At 41.4% G+C, this 19234-nt stretch carries 12 protein-coding genes; 8 read left to right on the forward strand and 4 right to left on the reverse strand.

The window, feature by feature from the left end; all coding sequences use genetic code 11:
- Nucleotides 1–7 precede the first annotated feature (7 nt).
- Complete coding sequence (gene nagB, locus AC570H_RS19305; RefSeq protein WP_497357895.1) at nucleotides 8–1927, reverse strand: glucosamine-6-phosphate deaminase; 1920 nt, start codon at nucleotides 1925–1927, stop codon at nucleotides 8–10.
- A 190-nt stretch (nucleotides 1928–2117) separates the two neighbouring features.
- Here nagB and AC570H_RS19310 point away from each other — a divergent pair, with 190 nt between their 5' ends.
- A complete protein-coding gene (locus AC570H_RS19310; RefSeq protein WP_497357897.1) occupies nucleotides 2118–3317 on the forward strand; it encodes an anhydro-N-acetylmuramic acid kinase in 1200 nt (399 codons plus the stop codon).
- 2 nt (nucleotides 3318–3319) lie between these two features.
- On the opposite strand, the gene AC570H_RS19315 is transcribed toward AC570H_RS19310, so the two are convergent.
- Nucleotides 3320–4066 carry a DeoR/GlpR family DNA-binding transcription regulator gene (locus tag AC570H_RS19315; protein ID WP_497357899.1) on the reverse strand — a complete coding sequence of 249 codons (747 nt, stop codon included), beginning with the start codon at nucleotides 4064–4066 and terminating at the stop codon, nucleotides 3320–3322.
- A 237-nt stretch (nucleotides 4067–4303) separates the two neighbouring features.
- Here AC570H_RS19315 and AC570H_RS19320 point away from each other — a divergent pair, with 237 nt between their 5' ends.
- Both AC570H_RS19320 and AC570H_RS19325 read left to right on the forward strand, forming a co-directional pair.
- Nucleotides 4304–7720, forward strand: coding sequence for a SusC/RagA family TonB-linked outer membrane protein (locus AC570H_RS19320; RefSeq protein WP_497357901.1), 3417 nt, complete (start codon nucleotides 4304–4306; stop codon nucleotides 7718–7720).
- 11 nt (nucleotides 7721–7731) lie between these two features.
- Nucleotides 7732–9567 carry a RagB/SusD family nutrient uptake outer membrane protein gene (locus AC570H_RS19325; protein ID WP_497357903.1) on the forward strand — a complete coding sequence of 612 codons (1836 nt, stop codon included), beginning with the start codon at nucleotides 7732–7734 and terminating at the stop codon, nucleotides 9565–9567.
- 78 nt (nucleotides 9568–9645) lie between these two features.
- Here the strand turns inward: AC570H_RS19325 and AC570H_RS19330 are convergent, their stop codons facing one another.
- The gene (locus AC570H_RS19330; protein ID WP_497357905.1) at nucleotides 9646–10392 is read right to left on the reverse strand and encodes a DeoR/GlpR family DNA-binding transcription regulator; all 747 of its coding nucleotides are present in this window, start codon (nucleotides 10390–10392) and stop codon (nucleotides 9646–9648) included.
- Between the two features lie 423 nt (nucleotides 10393–10815).
- On the opposite strand from AC570H_RS19330, the gene AC570H_RS19335 reads away from it, so the two are divergent.
- The 3 genes from AC570H_RS19335 to AC570H_RS19345 are packed head-to-tail and all read left to right on the forward strand — an operon-like array spanning nucleotide 10816 to nucleotide 16335.
- A complete protein-coding gene (locus AC570H_RS19335) occupies nucleotides 10816–13902 on the forward strand; it encodes a SusC/RagA family TonB-linked outer membrane protein (protein WP_497357907.1) in 3087 nt (1028 codons plus the stop codon).
- Between the two features lie 26 nt (nucleotides 13903–13928).
- Nucleotides 13929–15515, forward strand: a complete 1587-nt coding sequence (locus AC570H_RS19340; protein ID WP_497357909.1) for a SusD/RagB family nutrient-binding outer membrane lipoprotein — start codon at nucleotides 13929–13931, stop codon at nucleotides 15513–15515.
- A gap of 7 nt (nucleotides 15516–15522) precedes the next feature.
- On the forward strand, nucleotides 15523–16335 hold the full coding sequence (locus tag AC570H_RS19345; RefSeq protein WP_497357911.1) for a hypothetical protein: 813 nt from the start codon (nucleotides 15523–15525) through the stop codon (nucleotides 16333–16335).
- A 67-nt stretch (nucleotides 16336–16402) separates the two neighbouring features.
- On the opposite strand, the gene AC570H_RS19350 is transcribed toward AC570H_RS19345, so the two are convergent.
- The gene (locus AC570H_RS19350; RefSeq protein ID WP_497357913.1) at nucleotides 16403–16750 is read right to left on the reverse strand and encodes a hypothetical protein; all 348 of its coding nucleotides are present in this window, start codon (nucleotides 16748–16750) and stop codon (nucleotides 16403–16405) included.
- Nucleotides 16751–16983: 233 nt separating this feature from the next.
- Between AC570H_RS19350 and AC570H_RS19355 the strand changes: the two genes are divergently transcribed.
- Both AC570H_RS19355 and AC570H_RS19360 read left to right on the forward strand, forming a co-directional pair.
- Complete coding sequence (locus tag AC570H_RS19355; RefSeq protein WP_497357915.1) at nucleotides 16984–17199, forward strand: hypothetical protein; 216 nt, start codon at nucleotides 16984–16986, stop codon at nucleotides 17197–17199.
- Between the two features lie 138 nt (nucleotides 17200–17337).
- On the forward strand, nucleotides 17338–19029 hold the full coding sequence (locus tag AC570H_RS19360) for a S41 family peptidase (protein WP_497357917.1): 1692 nt from the start codon (nucleotides 17338–17340) through the stop codon (nucleotides 19027–19029).
- Nucleotides 19030–19234: the final 205 nt, after the last annotated feature.

Consider the following 19234-nt stretch of genomic DNA (forward strand, 5'->3'; position numbering starts at 1 on the left):
AGAAAATCTAAAACTTATATCTCACAAAAGCTTCCATGGCTTCGTAATCGGCTAAGCCCAAATCGTCATAGGCTTTTGCAGTTTCCCTGTTTCTGTCTTCGGCCCTTTGCCAAAATTCTCTGGCATCATCGCCAGGAAATACTGCCCTGTCTTTTTGCGATTGGTGCTTAAAAATGGCGAATTTCTTGCGTTCTACCTCTTGAGGGCTCAATGGAACCGCCATTTCAATTTCGTAGGTTTCGAACTCGAGCCAAGCACCACGATACATCCACAACCAGCAGTCTTTTACCCAATCTTCTGTTTTTTGCAAACGTTTAAGGGCTTCAAGAATTATGTTGAAACAAACAATATGCGTGCCATGTGGATCTTCAAAATCGCCTGCCGCAAAAACCTGTTGAGGCTTGATTTTTTGAAGCAATTCCATGGTTAATACCACATCTGCTTCTGTTACCGGGTTTTTTTGGTTTTTTCCGCTTTCATAGAAAGGCAGAGCCATAAAATGAATATGGTCATCTTCCAATCCGCAGTAACGTGCACCGGCAATTGCTTCTCCCTTTCTGATCAAACCCTTTACGCTTTGAATTTCTGGGGTATCTACCTGATTCGGTTGTTTTTGCTCAATGAATTTGCGCATTTCGCTGTAAACTTCTTTCATTTCTGGTTGAGCAATGCCCATCTTCTCAGAAAAATCGATGTTGAACTCTACAAAACGCAAGGCATCGTCATCCCAAACGGCGGTGTTGCCAGAAGTTTGGTAAGCTACGTGTACATCATGTTGCTGATCAACCAAACGGATAAAAGTACCGCCCATAGAAATCACGTCATCATCAGGATGTGGAGAGAAGATCACTACTCTTTTCTTCGCAGGTTCAGCTCTTTCAGGCCTCTGGCTATCGTCTGCATTAGGCTTGCCACCCGGCCATCCGGTAATGGTATGCTGCAGTTTGTTGAAAATATGGATATTGATATTGTAAACCGGCCCTTTTTCTAAGGCTAGCTGTGCCATGCCATTATTGTTGAAATCGTCTTCTGTTAACTTTAAAATAGGTTTGCCCAGAGTATTGGCTAGCCAGATTACAGCTTTTCGGGTCAAGCGATCATCCCAAACGCAATCTTTAACCAACCAAGGCGTATCAAACCTGGTTAACAGGCAAGCCGCATCTTCGTCTAGGATAAATTCTACATTATCAGAAAGCTGCAGGTAAGTAGCCGGCACGTCGCTAGACATTTCGCCTTCTACCGCTTTTTTGATAATTGGTGCTTTTTTCTTGTTCCAAGCCATGAGTACAATCTCGCGGGCTTTGAAAATGGTGCCGATACCCATGGTAATGGCTTTGGTGGGCACGAAAGATTTGCCACCGAAATCCCTGGCCGCATCTCTACGGGTCAAATCATCTAAAGTAACTAAACGAGTTCCTGAATTTGGCGCAGAACCCGGCTCGTTAAAACCAATGTGACCTGTACGTCCGATACCTAAGATCTGAATATCCAAACCACCCAATTCTCCAATTTTTCTTTCGTATTCTAAGCAAAATGCGGGAATTTCTTCCAATTTTAAAGTGCCGTCAGGAATATGCACATTCTTCTTGTCGATATCGATATGATCGAACAAGTTTTCGTTCATGAAAGTTACATAGCTCTGCGCTGCATTGGGTTGCATCGGATAATACTCATCCAAGTTGAAGGTAATTACATTTTTAAAACTTAAACCTTCTTCTTTGTGCAGGCGAACCAGCTCGGCATAAACGCGAATAGGCGTGGCGCCGGTTGCAAGGCCTAAAACGGCCGGTAAGTTGTTTTTTTGTTTATCCTTAATGAGCGTGGCAATGCGATTGGCTACGCTTAAGGATGCTTCTTTCGGGGTTTTAAATACGGTAACAGGTAGTTTTTCGAACCTCGTTTCTTCTAAAAGATTTAATCTTGCCATTAATCTGTGTTGTTTAGTGAACGGAGCAGTAAATATATAGAGTATTTTTAAAAAGCGTGACAAAATTTCTGCGAATACGTTTGCGCTAATTACCTTTATTGAAATTTGATGTCATGGCCCAGCATGATTAAACAATAATTTTTTAATCATCAAAGGCCCCATCCGACAGCTAAAAACAAAAAATAAAGAGATGAACCCACATATCGCCCGTCTTTATCATATCGCCCAGCAGCAAGAACGCAAAATTATTGGCCTCATGTCTGGAACTTCCCTTGATGGCCTTGATATTGCCCTTTGCTTGTGCAAAAATAGTGGGAGAGCTACCGAGGTTACCTTGCTTAATTTCATGACTTTGTCTTATGACAATGATTTTAAGGCCGATGTAAAAGCCATATTCTCTAGAAAAGATGCCGATCTGGAAAAGGTATGCCTGCTAAATGAACTGATTGGCTTAAAACATGCCGAAATGATTTTAGATGCTTTGGCACAATGGGGGCTTCAGCCAGAAGAGGTAGATGCCATTGCCAGCCATGGGCAAACCATTTTTCATGCGCCAAAATCTTTGCATGGCCAGGCAGGCTATCCAAATGCTACCTTGCAAATAGGCGATGGCGACCATATTGCAGTTAAAACAGGAATAATTACCCTAGCCGATTTTAGGCAGAAACACCTGGCTGCCGGAGGCGAAGGCGCCCCTTTAGCCGTGTATGGCGATTACCTTGTTTTTTCTGCCGAAGGTGAAGATCGGGTAATGCTGAACATGGGTGGGATTTCCAATTTCACCTACCTACCTGGAGATAAAGATGCCAGCAAGGTCTTTTCTACAGACGTTGGGCCAGGCAATACCCTAATGGATCAGTACGTGCAGCTTCACTACCCAGGTTTGTATTATGATGAAGATGCCACCCTTGCAAAAGCTGGGCAAGTAAATCCGCAATTATTAAATGCCTTGCTTGACAATCAATTCTTCGGTGCCGATTTTCCTAAAACCACAGGTCCCGAATTGTTCAATTTGGCTTATTTGTCAAAAGCCCAAGCACAAAGCAATACCCTTAGTTTAAGCCATGAAGATGTATTGGCTACCCTTTGCCGTTTTTCGGCCAATGGAATTATTAATGCGATTGAAAAGACCATGGAATCGGTGCCACATCCTAAAGTGATCATGAGCGGTGGCGGGATGCACAACCCCTTGCTAGTGCAATTGTTAAAAGAAGGATTGCCGAACGGCGAATTTAGCACAACAGACCAACTGGCTATTAACCCCGATGCAAAAGAAGCGGTGTTGTTTGCACTATTGGCCAATGAAACATTAGCTGGCCAGCCAATCGACTTTGGGAAAAGAGAAGGAGTGCCTTCTGTTTGTATGGGCAAGATATGCTTGCCTGGCTAAAACTATAAAATCTGCACCGATTTGGCGCTGTAATTGGCCAGTTGAGGATCTTTTGGTTCTAATTCGGTAATTAAATAGTCTATATTTTCAACTGGGGCTACTTTTAGCCGCAAAGAAATATTCAGTTTTTCTGAAATACAGAGCACAGCCGATCTTCTGGAACAGCTAAGCATGGTCTTTTTGAGCTGGTTGATTTCCCAATCTGTATCGGTAAGGCCATCTTGAGGGTGCATGGCGCTGGTTCCCATCAGACATAAATCAGCATTGATTTCAGACAATTGGCTAATGACATGCCCGCCATAAGTAACCTGCGAGTTCTTAGAAAACAGGCCGCCTATCAAAATCACTTCTATTTTAGGGTATTTGGCCAACTCCACGGCTACCAAGGGGCTGATGGTGAAAAAAGTAGCTTCTAGGTTTTCTGGGAGCTGTTTGGCCAGTTCGATAATGGTAGTTCCGCCTCCAGTTACCACCATCATGCCGTCTTTAATTAAGGAAATGGCCTTTTTGGCAATACTGATTTTAGCATCCTTCGCATATACGGTGCTGTCATCAAAAGAAGAATGGTACGATTTAGACAAAGCACCACCATGAACCTTGTACAATAGATTCTCATCTGACAGTTCCTGAAGATCTCTTCTGATAGTGTCTTCAGAAACATTCAGCAACTGCACCAGGTCAGAGGTGAGTACCCTGTTGTGCAGGTTGATTTGGCGCATGATCAAGTCATGTCTCTCTTTTTTCAACATAATGCAATATAGCTATTTGGAATACTGATTTACAAATATGAACGTGGTGCGGGTTTTTGCGGTTTTATGCAACAATGTGGCTCGAAAAACCTCAAAATCAACACCATTTTTTCTTTTTTTACTCAAAAACATTTATGATATTTACTTGACGGTTGTTGTTTTGCGTATTCTTGCGTGTTTTAGCAATACCCAATCCAGCACAAAATAAGACTTAAATCTCTAACGAAATTAGCTTTTATGAAAAAAAAACTACTCATGCTGTTTTTGGGTGCTTTTTTGTTGGCCATGCAGGTAATGGCCCAGCAAATTACGGTTACTGGTAAGGTAACTTCTGCAGAAGACGGGTTGCCCATTCCAGGAGCTTCTGTGAAAAACAAAACAACGGCTATCGTTGTCCAGACCGACCCTTCTGGTATGTATCAGATCAAAGCCAGTGCTGGCGATGTCATTGCAATTTCTTACGTAGGTTATGTTACCCAAGAAAAAACCATTGGTGCCGATAAGGTAATCAATGCAAGCCTGGTTTCAGACAGTAAAGCCCTGGATGCTGTAGTAGTGGTGGGTTATGGTACGCAACGAAAAGCAAACCTAACCGGTGCCGTTACTTCGATTGACGTGGCAAAAACCTTGCAGGCGAGACCTATTGCCGATGCGGGAAGGGCATTACAGGGTGCTGCGCCAGGTTTGAGCGTAACTATTCCGAGTGGGGAGGTTGGTTCAGATCCAATTATTAAAATTAGGGGCCAAATAGGCTCGTTCAGAGGCGGTTCAGCTCCGTTGATTTTATTAGACAACGTAGAGATCCCGAGTATCCAGCTGGTTAACCCTAACGATATCGAATCGATTACCTTACTGAAAGATGCTGCCGCGGCTTCCATTTATGGTGCTAAAGCTGCGTTTGGTGTGGTGTTGATCACGACCAAGAAAGGTTCTGCCACAGATAAGGCAGCGATTACTTATACCAATAACTTCTCTTTTCAAAATCCATGGAAGGAGTTGAAGATGGGAGAAGCAAATGCGCTGAAATATTCGGTAGATGCAGCCGAACGCGTTGGAACTTTTACCCCAGTTGGTGCATTTTATCAGGTAGATCGCGCCAGCTTAGAAAAAATCTATGCTTGGCAAGAAAAATACGGAAACACTATTGGACCGGATGACCCAACTGTTTTTGGTAGGGACTGGTTTGTGCAGAATGGCAATAAAATGGGGATCAGGACTTATAATCCCTACGATATGATGGTGAAAGAGTGGGCGCCTACCCAGCAGCATAACTTGTCTATAGGTGGTACAACCGGAAAAACATCTTATAATATCGGTTTGGCTGCGCTAGACCAAAGCGGTATGATGAAGCCAGCCAAATCTGACCAATTTACACGTTACAATGCTTCTTTAAGGGTAAGCAGCGAATTAAACAAGTTCGTAACGGTGCGTGGGGGAGCAATTTACTCGAGAAGGAATAAGGAATACCCTTATGTAACCAACTCTACAGCGGCCGATCCATGGCTATACCTTTACCGTTGGAGCTCACTTTATCCATTGGGTAATGACGAAAATGGAGATCCTATCCGTAGCCCGGCCAGCGAAGCATCAGCGGCCAACACAGCGAATATTCTCCAAAACTACATGAATGTAAATTTGGGAACCACGGTAAACATCCTCAAGAACTGGAAAGTAGATTTCGATTATACCTTCTCTAACCAGGAGCAGAATTGGAAAAGACCAGGTACAAGATATACCGCAAGAAACTCGTGGGTTGCGCCAAAATTGAGGCTTGATGCTGGTGGAAACCAGATTTATGTAAATTCAGAAGGTCAAGTGGTACCGGCGGGTACAAGTGGTGCCATTGCAGCTTACGATCTTTCGCTCGACACTTATACTGCAGCAGGTTCCAATCCTGATCATTTCTTTAGATCGGCAGAAAATTTCAACAGCCATACCATCAACGCTTTTACCACTTACAACCTTAATTTAAACCAAGACCACGACTTCAAGTTTATCTTGGGTTTGAACAGGGTGGCCGCCAATACCGAATCGCAGTTTACCCAGATTACCAATCTGACGGATATTTTTAATCCCCAGTTTAATTTTGCGGTAGGAACAACTACGGGTGGCGGAGATAAATACCAGGAAGCGCAATTGGGCTACTTTGGCCGTGTAAACTATGCATATAAAAACAAGTACCTCTTTGAAGGTAATATTCGCTATGATGGCTCATCAAAATTCCCTTCTGATTTATGGTGGAGGTGGTTTCCGTCGTTCTCGGCAGGTTGGGTAGCTAGTGAGGAAGAATTTATGAAATGGTCTAAGCCAGCCTTGTCGTTATTGAAAATCAGAGGTTCATGGGGCTCGATTGGCGATCAAACGGTACCGAATAATTTATATGTCTCTACCATGACTGGTGGCTTAACCAATTGGATTGGCGGATCGGGAGCCAAGGTAAGTTATGTTGGAACGCCTAATGCTGTTTCGGGAAGTATAACTTGGCAGGATATTGTAACTGCGAATTTTGGTATTGACGCTGGATTTTTTAATGGTAAGCTAAATCTGACATTTGATCTTTATCAGCGAAATACAAACAATGCTATTGTACCTGAAGAGGGCATACCTACTACTTTTGGTACAGGTGCACCCCAAAGTAATTTTGGTTCGTTGAGAACAAGAGGATGGGAGTTGGCTCTCGATTTTAACCACAAATTTGAAAATGGTTTAGGCATCAATGTAAGGGCTAATGTTTCTGATGCCAAATCGGTGATTACCAAATATGGTACGCTCCAAGGGGTGAATGATAACTATGTGGGTAAAGATATTGGTGAAATCTGGGGCTACAGAACAGATAGGTTGTATCAAATGGACGATTTTGAATTAGATGCTGCTGGCAAGCCACAGGTAATTACGCTAACAGCGGCAGAAAGCAAGTTGAATGCAGGTAAAAAAGCATATAAGTTGAAAAGCGTAAATGGGGCTAAACCTGTTTATCAGCCCTTTTTGCAAACCAATGCCAATTTTATGTTTGGGCCCGGCGACGTGAAGTTTAGAGACCTCAATGGCGATGGCGAAATCAGCAATGGCAATGCCTTGTTAAATGACCATGGCGATTTGGAGAAAATCGGAAACTCTACCCCAAGATACGAATATGGGTTTAGGCTTGGAGCCGATTACAAAGGATTTGATGTAAGCGCCTTTTTCCAAGGGGTAGCTAAGCGCCAGATTTGGGGTAATGGCTTCTTGGCCATTCCTGGCTATAACTCTTCTGATGGTGCCATACCTGCCGCATTTGCCGATGATTATTGGACGCCGCAAAATACAGGGGCATTTTATCCGGCAGCTTATAACAATGGAGCCAGCAATAATGCCAACAACATGCAAATTCAAGACAGGTACCTGTTGAACATGGCTTATTTAAGGCTTAAAAACGTAACGGTAGGCTATACTTTGCCACAATCGGTAGTTAAAAAGGCATACATCGGCTCGTTAAGGGTTTATATGTCTCTGGAGAATATCATTACTTGGGATCATTTGGGCGATTTGCCGATTGACCCGGAAGCGATTAATGGCTATTCGATGTTCGATACCAGCAATTACAATGCAGGCCGTACGGGTACAGGCATCCCTACTTTTAAAAGCGTCTCATTTGGTGTTCAATTAAATTTCTAAAAAATAAAGAGATGAAATATTTTAAACATATATACAGCTTAGCTGCAGCAATCCTCTTATTTGCTTCTTGTAATAAAGATGTGTTAGACCGCCCGCCTGTAACTAGTTACCTAGATGATAAATTTTGGCGAAACGAAGACGACATACGCTTGTATGGGAATGGATTTTATACCAGTTATTTCAATGGCTATAATACCGGGTTTACGCTAGACTATGCGCCCTTAAGAGGCTATAACTTTTCTGACGATGTAACGGGCAGAAACGTTCAGGCCAACTTCGAAAGCAGCGTACCTGCTTCTAGGGGCGCTACCACTGAAACAGCCGATTGGTTGGGTACTTATGCAGGGCCAACTTGGAATTTTTCTTGGGTAAGAAAAGCAAATATTTTCATTGACCGCTTGGATAACGTAACCAAACCAAACCTTTCGGCTGATGCTTACAAGCATTGGTCTGCGGTTGCCCGTTTTTTTAGGGGATATGAGTATAGCCGCCTGGTAAGCGTGTTTGGTGATGTGCCTTACTATGATAAAGTGATAGCGGAAACTGATTTGCCTGCTTTATATAAAGATCGCGACAACAGAGGCGTGGTTATGGACAAGGTGTATGACGACTTCAAGTTTGTGATGGCCAATATGCGCGAAAACGATGGAGCGCAATTTTTAAACAGGTACATCGCTGCGGCCTATATTTCTAGGTTTATGTTGTTTGAAGGAACTTATCAGCATTACCATGGTTTAGATGCCGCCCGCGCAAAGAAATATTTGGAGTTTGCGGTAGAGGCAGGCGATTATGTGATGAACAGTGGAAAATGGAGCTTTGGGCGTGATTTCAAATCTTTGTTCACCTCAGAAAGCCTAGCTGGCCACCCAGAAGTATTGCTGTACAGGGCTTATGATGCGGCCTTGACCGTAACCCATTCCATTGGTTCTTATAGCAATGGAACAGAAACCGTAGGGGTAGATGCCAATTTGGTGCTGGTTAAATCTTTCTTGACTAGCGATGGCAAAGTTTGGCAAAATTCGGACTTAGTTGGGGCCAAGACGTTCGCCATAGCCGATCTGGTTAAAACTCGCGATCCACGCTTTGAAGCCTCGTTTATTGACAAGGCCTTAACAACTTCGACTACCTTATTATATGGGTATAAGTTTGCATCAAGAGAGGCGATTACTTTTATCGGCAAAACCTATCCGCCTGCATGGGGCAGCAATACCAATACCAGCGATGCGCCAGTAATGCGCTTGGCAGAAGTGGTATTAAACTGGATTGAAGCCAAAGCAGTGCTTGCAGAATATTTTGCAGGACCTTCAGTTTCACAAGCCGATTTAGACAAATCAGTTAATGCTATTCGTGACCGCCCATTAGATGCAGACGCCATTAGAAAAGGCGTGCAAAAAACTGCGCATTTAACTATAGGTAGCTTTCCAGGTGATCCTTTGCGCGATGCAGATGTGCCTGAACTCATTTGGGAAATCCGCAGGGAGCGAAGAATGGAGTTTTTGTTTGAGCATACCAGATTGCTGGATTTGAAGCGTTGGAAGAAACTGCAGTATATGAATTTCGGTACCAATCCCGACTATCTCTTGGGTCCATGGGTAAATCTTCAAACCGAAGCGCCAAGTTACCTTACTGCAGCTTATATAAACAAAGTGCGAGTTAAAAAAGCCGATGGAACCATTGTCACCTACAACGGTAGCAATGCCGTTGATATGGTAGGTTTTTGGATGGTAGAAAGCGCAGCAAACAGAAACGCGTTTACCGATCGGGCATACTTGGCGCCTGTTGGACAATCGCAAATCGTGCAATATCAACAAAAAGGATTTAAGCTTACCCAAACAGCAGGGTGGTAATATTTTATTCAATAACAAAAAAGGCTCCCGATCAAATCGGGAGCCTTTTTGCTTAGGAATTATTTGTAGCAACTTTCGTTATAATATCTGCAGGCCTTTGGCGTGGTAATTTTCAAGCTTGCTATCGGTTGGATCCAGTTCGGTTATCAAATAGCTGATGTTCTCTAGCGAGGCTACCTTTATTTTTAAGGAAATATTCAGCTTCTCCGAAATACAGAGTACGGCCGATTTTCCCGATGAGCCCAACATGGTTTTCTTGAGTTGGTTGATTTCCCAATCGGTATCGGTTAACCCATCTGTGGGATGAATGGCGCTGGTGCCCAAAAGGCAGAGGTCGGCATTGATTTCCGAAAGCTGGTTGATGACATGGCCACCGTAGGTGATCCTCGAGTTTTTAGAAAAAAGACCGCCAATTAAAATCACTTCTATTTTAGGGTATTTGGCCAGTTCTACCGCTACCAGCGGACTTATGGTAAAAAACGTGGCTTGTAGTTTTTCTGGAAGGTGTTTGACCAACTCTATAATGGTAGTTCCGCCTCCTGTTAAAACCACCATTCCGTCTTTGATCAGGGAGATGGCTTTCTGGGCAATGTTCGTTTTGGTTTCCTTGGCATAAACATCGCTATCATCAAAAGAAGAGTGGTATGATTTAGATAGCGCCCCTCCATGCACTTTATAGAGCTGGTTTTCGTCAGACATTTCCTGAAGGTCTCTTCTTATGGTGTCTTCAGAAACGTTAAGGAGCTGTACAAGGTCTGAGGTAAGTACGCGGTTATGCAGATTGATTTGGCGCATAATCAGATCGTGTCTTTCTTTTTTTAACATAGGGGTTTAGCGGTTGTTAGGTGTGCCTTCTTTACTGATTGGTTAATGGTGTGTTTAAAAATGCCAAGTCTATTTATTTAGTTTAAGGTGAAGCAATGTGCGTTCCTCCACTTTGGTGTTATTTTAAAATGTCCAACCAAGGGTAAGACACTTTTTAAGTCCCAACTACCTACTTGTTTAAAAGTATAGGTTGGGGTTGTAGGAATACTAATATAATAAAAATAGAAATATCTTGCGGGTTTTTGCAGTTTTATGCAATAAAAGTTTGCTAAAAAGTATCTAAATAGTTACTTATTTTCTTTTTTTACTGAAAAACATTTATCATATTTACTTGACAATTGTTATTTTGCGTTTTACTGCGTGTTTTAACAAAGCCAAAACCAACAACAAACAAAACTTAAATTATTAACCAAATTAGCTTTTATGAAAAGAAAACTACTTTTGCTTTTCGTGGCCATAATTGTTTGCGTTACTCAAACGTTTGCGCAACAGAAGACGGTTACGGGAAAAGTATTAGATGACGACAGGTTGCCACTTCCTGGTGCATCGGTTAAGATTAAAGGTCAGGCAGGAGGGGTGAGTACCTCATCCGATGGCGTTTATTCTATCAAGGTGGCTCCAGGCCAAGTGCTGGTATTCAGCTTTATTGGGAACATACCTCAAGAAATTACAGTAGGTACTGCTAATGCCATTGATGTGGTGTTAAAGCCTGATGCAAACCAATTATCGGAGGTAAAGATTACTGGAGCTTTGGGTATCAAGGATGATAAGCGTGCCACAGGTGCCTCTATCCAATCGGTTAAAGGGTCTGAGGTAGCCCAAACACAAAGGGAAAACTTTATTAATGGTTTGCAAGGGCGTGTGGCCGGTTTAACTATCAATAGTACTTCTGGCGTACCAGGCGCATCAAGCACTATCATGTTAAGGGGTATCAGTTCAATTAACAGTAGCAATCAGCCTCTGATTGTGATTGATGGTATACCTTCTGATAACAGTACATTGAATACTGCAAATTTTGCATCGAGTATGGCTACGAATAGCTCTTTAGAAAATCGGGCTGTCGATTTTACCAACAGGTCATCCGATTTTAGTGCAGAAGATATTGAAGACATCACTGTATTGAAGGGCCCAGAGGCGGCTGCGCTTTATGGTATCGATGCGGCGAATGGTGCAATTATCATCACTACCAAAAGAGGTAAGGCAGGTGAAGGCCGTATCAATTACAGCAATAGCTTCAGGATTGATCAGGTAACTACTGTTCCAAACGTTCAAGATGTATATAGTCTTGGTGCCAATGGTATTGGTGATGTTGCTACTGTATCTTATTTTGGCCCTAAATATCCTGCAGGAACAAAAATTTATGATAACGTAGACGGTTTCTTTAAAACAGCCTTGACCCAAAAGCACAATTTGTCTTTTGAAGGTGGCTCTGATAAAGCTACTTACAGGATTTCGACCACCTACAATCAACAAAACGGAGCAATACCTAATACCAGCTATGATCGTTTTACCTTAACAGGTTCTTCAACTGCTACCTTAAACAATTGGTTCAAAATAGACCTTTCACTTACCTATAGCTATTCTCAGAACGACAAGGTTTATAAAGGTGCTGGCGGTCCGCTAATTGGCTTATTGATTTGGCCAAGAACAGACGATGCCAAAAACTACTTGACAAACGCAGGTACCAGAAGAAGGATTTTCCCAGGATTGGCTAACAGCACAGAGATCGACAACCCTTACTTCAATATCAATAAGAACTCTGCTAATGATGAGAATAATCGTGTTTTTGCAAGTACCAGTTTGATCTTGACGCCAATAAAAGACTTTACATTTACTACAAGATTGGGTTTTGATATCAACTCTTTCCAAAGTGAAAATGTTTTGCATCCAGAGAGCTGGTATGCATCTGCTAGAGGTGGAGCTTTTGATCAACTTAAGCAAAACACGCGAAACATCAATGTGAACTCTTTTGTAAACTATAAAAAAGAAGTTTTGCCTAAAATAGGCTTAAATGCGCTTGTTGGTGCAGAGATTAAATCAGAAGATTCAAGATCATTGGGTGCCTATGGCGAGAAATTCTTAGAGCCTGATTTTGCATCAATCAACAATACAGATTTAAGAAGGGCATTGAGTACAATTGCGCAAAGAAGAATAGCGTCTGTATATGGCCAGGTACAGTTAAATTATAACAAATTGGTTTATTTGACTGCTACCGGAAGAAATGACTGGAGCTCTACTTTGCCAATTGCAAATAACTCGTTTTTCTACCCTTCTTTATCTACCAGTTTCAACTTTACAGATTTAAGAGGCCTCGAAGGCTTAAAGAAAATTCTTAATTATGGTAAATTAAGAGCCAGTATTGCGCAGGTAGGTAGAGATGCTAGGCCGTACAAAATTTATACTGCCCTACAATACGAAAATTTATCTGGAGGTGGTTATCGCTATGGCTTCACCGGTCCAAATCAGGGCTTGAAACCAGAGATTGCAACTTCATATGAATTTGGTGCCGACCTTTCTTTCTTGAATAGCAGGTTAAACGTGGAGTTCACTTATTATAGAAAGAAAACAGACGAACAGATTGTTAGGGATATCAGAGCGAGTTATGGTACCGGATTTGTTTTGACCGATTTGAATGGTGGTAATACAGAAAACCATGGTTATGAGGTATTATTAACCGGAAAACCAATTGTTAACAAAAACTTCTCTTGGAATGTGATTGCCAACTTTGACTTGTCTAGATCAAAATTGATTTCATTGCCTAGAGATCTGCCTGAATCTTACAACTCTGATACTTGGCTGTATGGAGCGGTTAGGGCAGGTGCAACACCTGGGCAACCATTAACACAATTTACAGGTAACTTCTATTTGAGGAATAATGCTGGAGAGATTTTGATTAGTCCTGGAACAGGGCTTCCACTAAGATCTACTTCTTATATCTCTAATGGAACCGACCGCTGGCCAGATTGGACTTTGGGTTTAACCAACGAGTTTTCTTATAAAAATTTCAGGTTGTCGTTCTTGATAGATTTCCGCAAAGGTGGCGATGTGTTAAATGCCACTGAACATTATTTAACCGTAAGAGGCTTATCAAACAGAACATTGGACCGGGAAACGCCTAGAGTAATTAAAGGCGTATTGCAAGATGGACTTGAAAATACAGCAAAACCTACTGTAAATAACATTGTTGTTAATCCATATTATGATAACAGATACTATTCTGGAATAAGCGAAGAATTGTTCATTGAGAGAAATATCAATTGGATAAGAATGAGGGATATCACCTTGTCTTATGCATTGTCAAGCGAACTTTTAGCCAGACAGAAATTTATTAAATCGGCTTCTTTTTTTGCAACAGCTACTGATGTTTTCTTAATTACTAACTATTCGGGAGCGGATCCTATTGCCAATGGCAATAATGCTGCAACTGTAGGTTCTGGTGGTATGGGTATAGATTTTGGTAACTTCCCAACTTCTTTAGGAATTAATTTTGGTGTAAGAATTGGCTTGTAAAAAATTGAAATTAAATCAGAATTAAAATGAAAAAATTTATATATAGTTTAACTGCCATTCTAGTCCTGCTCTCTGCTTCAGGATGTAAAAAATGGCTAGATGTAAATAAAAATCCGAATGGGCCAGAAACGGTGTCGCCTAATTTGTATTTGGCACCTATGCTCACCAATTTTGTATTTTCACAACAGTGGGATGGCCGTTATACAGCGAAATATATCCAGAATTGGGCTGAAGTAACCGCTAATGATACCTATGATAAGCAAGGCTATGCCTGGGGAACTGGTAGCAATAATGGTGGAGAACTTTGGAGAACGGTGTACTTTTTATTAGGGTATAACCTCATCGACATGATGACTCTTTCTGAGCAGCAACAACGCTGGGACCTGTTAGGTATAGGTTATACCATCAAAGCATTTGGGTGGTTACATTGTACAGATCAACATGGAGAGATCATCTTGAAACAGGCTTTTGACAGATCACGCACTACATTTGATTATGACTCGCAAGAAGACGTATATGTAGAGATCCTTCGCTTGCTAGACAAAGCCATTGAAAATTTAAAACGTACCGATGGTGCCGTAAACCAGGCCTATATTGGAGCTAATGATATGTTTTACAACGGCGATAGGTTAAAATGGCTAAAGTTGGCTTATGGATTAAAGGCAATTGCCATGAATCATTTGAGCAATAAGCCTTCGCTGTACAAACCAGATGAGATCATTACACTTGTAGATCTTTCTTTGGCGAGCAATACAGACAATGCCAAACTTAAATTTACAGCCTTGCCTCTTTCTACATCGGCTAACTTTTTTAGTCCAATACGTGGCAATATCACTACGGTAAGACAAACGAATTTCTTTGTAAACCTAATGAACGGCACCCAATTTGGCGGTGTAGTAGATCCAAGGTTAAAAAGACTGCTTTTTCCATCTACAGACGGAAATGTATATGGTTTGGATCCAACATTTGGATATGGCACGCTAACTACTGCGCAGAGACCTACCTTAACGCTTTGGGGCAGTACAACCTCTGGCACTGGCCAAACAGCCAATTATATTTTTAATGACAAGTCAACCTTCCCAGTAGTAACCTTTTCTGAATTGCAGTTTGTGAAAGCAGAAGCGGCCTACAAAAAAGGCGATAAGGTTACTGCGCTAGATGCTTATAAGAAAGGCATCGAGGCACATATTGATTTCGTCAATCAGGCAAATGCCGAGGCCGGTAATACTACCGTAACGCAAATCTCGGCAACGGAGAAAAGCACTTTTGTGACAGCCCTATTGCCAACGGTTGCAACGAATTTGAAACTGAGCGATATCATGAGCCAAAAGTACATTGCGTTATGGGGCTGGGGCTTGTTAGAAACATGGTCTGACTTGAGAAGATACCATTATACAGACCTAGACCCAGAAGATCCTTCAAAACAGGTTTTTAAAGGCTTTGCAATTCCAGCGCCAGACAGGCTTTTCGCTGATAACAACCTTAAACCGGTTTATCGCCTACGCCCACGCTACGATTCTGAATTTACTTGGAATATCGAAGCTTTAAACAAGATAGGATTGAAACAATTAGATTATGCTACAATTCCAATTTGGATTGCTATTAAACCTTAATTCAAAGATGATGAAAAAGAATATATTTTTAATCCCAGTTTGTATTGTAGCAATGCTTATTGTGGTTGCTTCATGTAAGAAAAATGCCGTAGTAGATATTACTGTTCCCTACTCTGGCGCACAGTTCAAATACTATAACTTTGCGATCAACGCACCATCGATCAATTTTTATGCGAACGATTCAAAAACTGCAGCCACTTCTTCAACAAGTGGTGCAGAAGCAGCAACCGGAACCGCATTTGGCGGATTGGTGCCATTAAGAGGCTACTCTTTAGCGCCAGAAGGCAAAGTGGTTTTCAGGGCGGTAACCCCTAGTACGATGCCGGTAAACAATGCAACAGGCCAAGGTCCTTCTATTGAGATTGCCAGCGTAACCAAAGATGTAGTAAGTGGCAAAAACTATAGCTTCTACACCAGTGGGATTTATGACTATACGACAAAGAAATCGGATGCATTTATCATTGAGGATAATCTGCCGGCACCTGATACCTCAATTGCGTATATTCGTTTGGTAAATCCCGGACATAACACCAGTACCTTGTCTTTGGAGCTTACCCTAACCATTCCGGCTACGCCAACTACGCCTGCAGTAACTATTGTAACGACTCCAATCACAGGGATTGCATATAAGAATGCTTCGGCATACATTCCTATTAAACAAGGCCCATATTCATTGCGATTGATTGATCAGGCCAGTGGCAAAGTTGTTTCAAGAGCTGCTACCTCTTTGTTTAAGGAGCGTCTGTATACCTTCACGCTTAGAGGGAATTTGATTACCGGTACACCTGCACCCTTTCTCGATTTTACGGAGAATCGATAAACGAATGTACAAATTAAATAAAAAGGTCGCCCGAATTTCGGGCGACCTTTTTTGTGAAGTATTGCAATCAATAACAGCTTGCCGAAATGGTAAAACCTTGATTTTCTTCATCAATTGTAAAAGAAAACTCGCCATTAGAAGTGGTTACACTATGGATTAACGGAGGGTTGCAAGAGTTGGTGCCAGCACTGGTTACAATGTAGTTGCCATATGGAACTTCTACAGAACCTTGGGTATCTACAGCAGTAATCGTATAGGTTACGTTGGTGCTCGTGTTCTGCACGGTAGCCGAACCGCCCATTACTGTCATATAGTTCACTTCTAAGTAAACATAACCAGTTGAGGTTTTGCTTTTAAATGAACTAAATGCAAAAAACGTGAGTACTACTGCTAGTTTAATGATCAGGGTTTTCATAATAATTAATTTTAGTTGTTGAATAGTTACCTATTTAAATTTACAGAAATATTTAAACAATTGATGTTCAGTTTTTTGACAAGCATATCCGGTCTTAAAACAGATAGCTATATGTCCAGGTTGCTTAATCGGAAGTTAACCTCAGATTGGTAGGTGGCAATAATTACTTTTCGCATCTCCCTGTGTGTATTGATAAATATTTAATACTTTTGTGCTCAAAGTATTATTATTCAATGGCAAGCTTTACACTTACTCCCGAAACCTGGCAAAAAGTTAAAACCAAATTCTTAAGAAAGTATCGCGAATTGGCGCAAGTCGATCTTGCTTTTACACCAGGCCAAGAAGATCAATTGGTGCAGCAGCTCATGGAGTTGGTAAAGAGAGACCAAACTTATATTGAATTCACCATCCGCAAAGCTTTGGCCGATCCGAACGGCAACCGATTATAAGCCCCGCTTTTAATTTCCTGCACTTTTTTGTAAGTTTACCTTTATTGCTATAAGGTAAGTGAGACCGCCATGGGTTCCAATGGATAAAAAACTTATAATCATGGCTGCTTCATCACTACTGAAGACATATTTAAACAAATGAAAAAATTTAGGGTATATATTCTATTGCTTGTTATATCGTTGGCAACTGTAACGCTTGCTTTCAGGGAAGACCTGTTCTTGGTTTCGAAGAACCTTGATATTTTCGCTTCATTGTATAAGGAGATCAACATCAACTATGTAGAAGAAACAAACCCTGCCGATCTGATGCGCAATGGTATCGATGCCATGTTGGGCGGATTGGATCCTTATACCGAATATATTCCTGAATCGGAGATCGAAGATTACAAGCTCAAATATATCAGCACCCAGTATGGAGGCATTGGCATAGGTACCCTAAATATAGAAGGCAAGCTTTATGTAAATGAGGTAAGCGAAAATAATCCAGCCTTCAAGCAAGATATTAAGCCGGGCGATCAGATTACAAGAATCAATAATGTAGATATACAGGGCAAAGACCGCAATCAAGTAAGCCAACTATTGCGTGGCCCTAAAGGTTCGGCAGTAAGCCTGGTGATTATCAGAGAAGGCACGGTACTCAACAAAACCTTAACCCGCGAGGAGATCAAACAACCTAATGTTTCATATTCGGGTATGTTAGAAGGGCAGATTGGCTATATCCGTTTAGATAAGTTCCTCGAAAATTCTGGACAAGAAGTAAAAGATGCGCTCGAAAACATCAATAAAGAGAAACCTAAAGGGCTTGTACTCGATTTAAGGAACAATGGTGGAGGGATATTGCAGGAAGCAGTAAAGATCATCAACCTGTTTGTTAATAAAGATATACTGGTGGTTACCCAAAAGGGAAGAAACCCAGAGAAAACAATCGCCTATAAAACCATGAGCGATCCAATATCGCCAAGTTTGCCGCTTATTGTATTAGTAAATAGCTCCTCAGCTTCGGCATCTGAAATTGTAGCCGGTGCCTTGCAAGATTTGGACAGGGCAATTGTAGTCGGTCAGCGCAGCTTTGGCAAAGGCTTGGTGCAACAAACGTTTAACCTGCCCTATAATAGCTTGGTTAAGGTTACTGTAGCTAAGTATTATACGCCGTCGGGCAGATGTATCCAGGCATTGGATTATGCGCACAAAGACCAGAACGGGGTTGCTGAGAAATTCGCCGATTCGGTAATGAAAGCATTTGATACCAAAGCGGGGCGCACCGTATATAATGGCAATGGCGTATATCCCGATGTTTTTGTAGAACCGATCAAGTATAGCCCGATAACCATTTCATTAGTCACCAAGAATTTATTCTTTGATTATGCCAATAGTTATAAGAAAGCAAATAAAACGGTACCAAACGTAAAGACCTTTCAGGTAAGCGATGCAGATTATGCCCAGTTTGTAAGCTCATTGGCAGCCAAAGATTATAGTTATACCTCACGCACTGAGCAGTTGATTGGCGATCTTCGTACCGAGGCCGAGAAAGAAAATAAGTCTGCTGCGGTAAAAACCGATCTGGATGAGTTAAAGACTAAACTGTTGACTGCCAAGAAAACCGATCTGCTAACACATAAAGCAGAAATTAAGAAAGTGCTTGAAACGCAAATCATTAGCCGCTATTATTTCGAAAAAGGGAAAATAGAACAGGCTTTTCAATACGACAAGGAAATAGAACAAGCCAAATTGCTTTTTAATAACCAGTCAAAGATGTTGGCTATCCTAAAAGGCGATGGAACCTATAAAACTATAGGAAGCCCATTAAAATCCTCGGCTACAGAGAATTAAATCGGCCATTTTATCCAAAATCAACGTAAATTTTAGTTTACATTTTGACTTTTTTAGGTTCTCCTTTCAAAATAGTCAAAGAAGTGTTAAAAAGTGTTAAAATTTAAACAATTGATAATCAATAAGTTATAAATTTTTATTGTCACTTTAACATTTCAATATTTTGATTCCCCTATACTTTTACTCATATTTAGGGATTAATTAA

The sequence above is a fragment of the Pedobacter sp. B4419 genome (assembly GCF_059693725.1).

Coding starts and splice junctions, on each gene's coding strand:
- AC570H_RS19320 (WP_497357901.1), top strand. CDS start 4,304: ATGAAAAAAAAACTACTCATGCTGTTTTTGGGTGCTTTTTTGTTGGCC.
- AC570H_RS19340 (WP_497357909.1), top strand. CDS start 13,929: ATGAAAAAATTTATATATAGTTTAACTGCCATTCTAGTCCTGCTCTCT.
- AC570H_RS19315 (WP_497357899.1), bottom strand. CDS start 4,066: ATGTTGAAAAAAGAGAGACATGACTTGATCATGCGCCAAATCAACCTG.
- AC570H_RS19360 (WP_497357917.1), top strand. CDS start 17,338: ATGAAAAAATTTAGGGTATATATTCTATTGCTTGTTATATCGTTGGCA.
- nagB (WP_497357895.1), bottom strand. CDS start 1,927: ATGGCAAGATTAAATCTTTTAGAAGAAACGAGGTTCGAAAAACTACCT.
- AC570H_RS19355 (WP_497357915.1), top strand. CDS start 16,984: ATGGCAAGCTTTACACTTACTCCCGAAACCTGGCAAAAAGTTAAAACC.
- AC570H_RS19335 (WP_497357907.1), top strand. CDS start 10,816: ATGAAAAGAAAACTACTTTTGCTTTTCGTGGCCATAATTGTTTGCGTT.
- AC570H_RS19310 (WP_497357897.1), top strand. CDS start 2,118: ATGAACCCACATATCGCCCGTCTTTATCATATCGCCCAGCAGCAAGAA.
- AC570H_RS19330 (WP_497357905.1), bottom strand. CDS start 10,392: ATGTTAAAAAAAGAAAGACACGATCTGATTATGCGCCAAATCAATCTG.
- AC570H_RS19325 (WP_497357903.1), top strand. CDS start 7,732: ATGAAATATTTTAAACATATATACAGCTTAGCTGCAGCAATCCTCTTA.
- AC570H_RS19350 (WP_497357913.1), bottom strand. CDS start 16,750: ATGAAAACCCTGATCATTAAACTAGCAGTAGTACTCACGTTTTTTGCA.
- AC570H_RS19345 (WP_497357911.1), top strand. CDS start 15,523: ATGATGAAAAAGAATATATTTTTAATCCCAGTTTGTATTGTAGCAATG.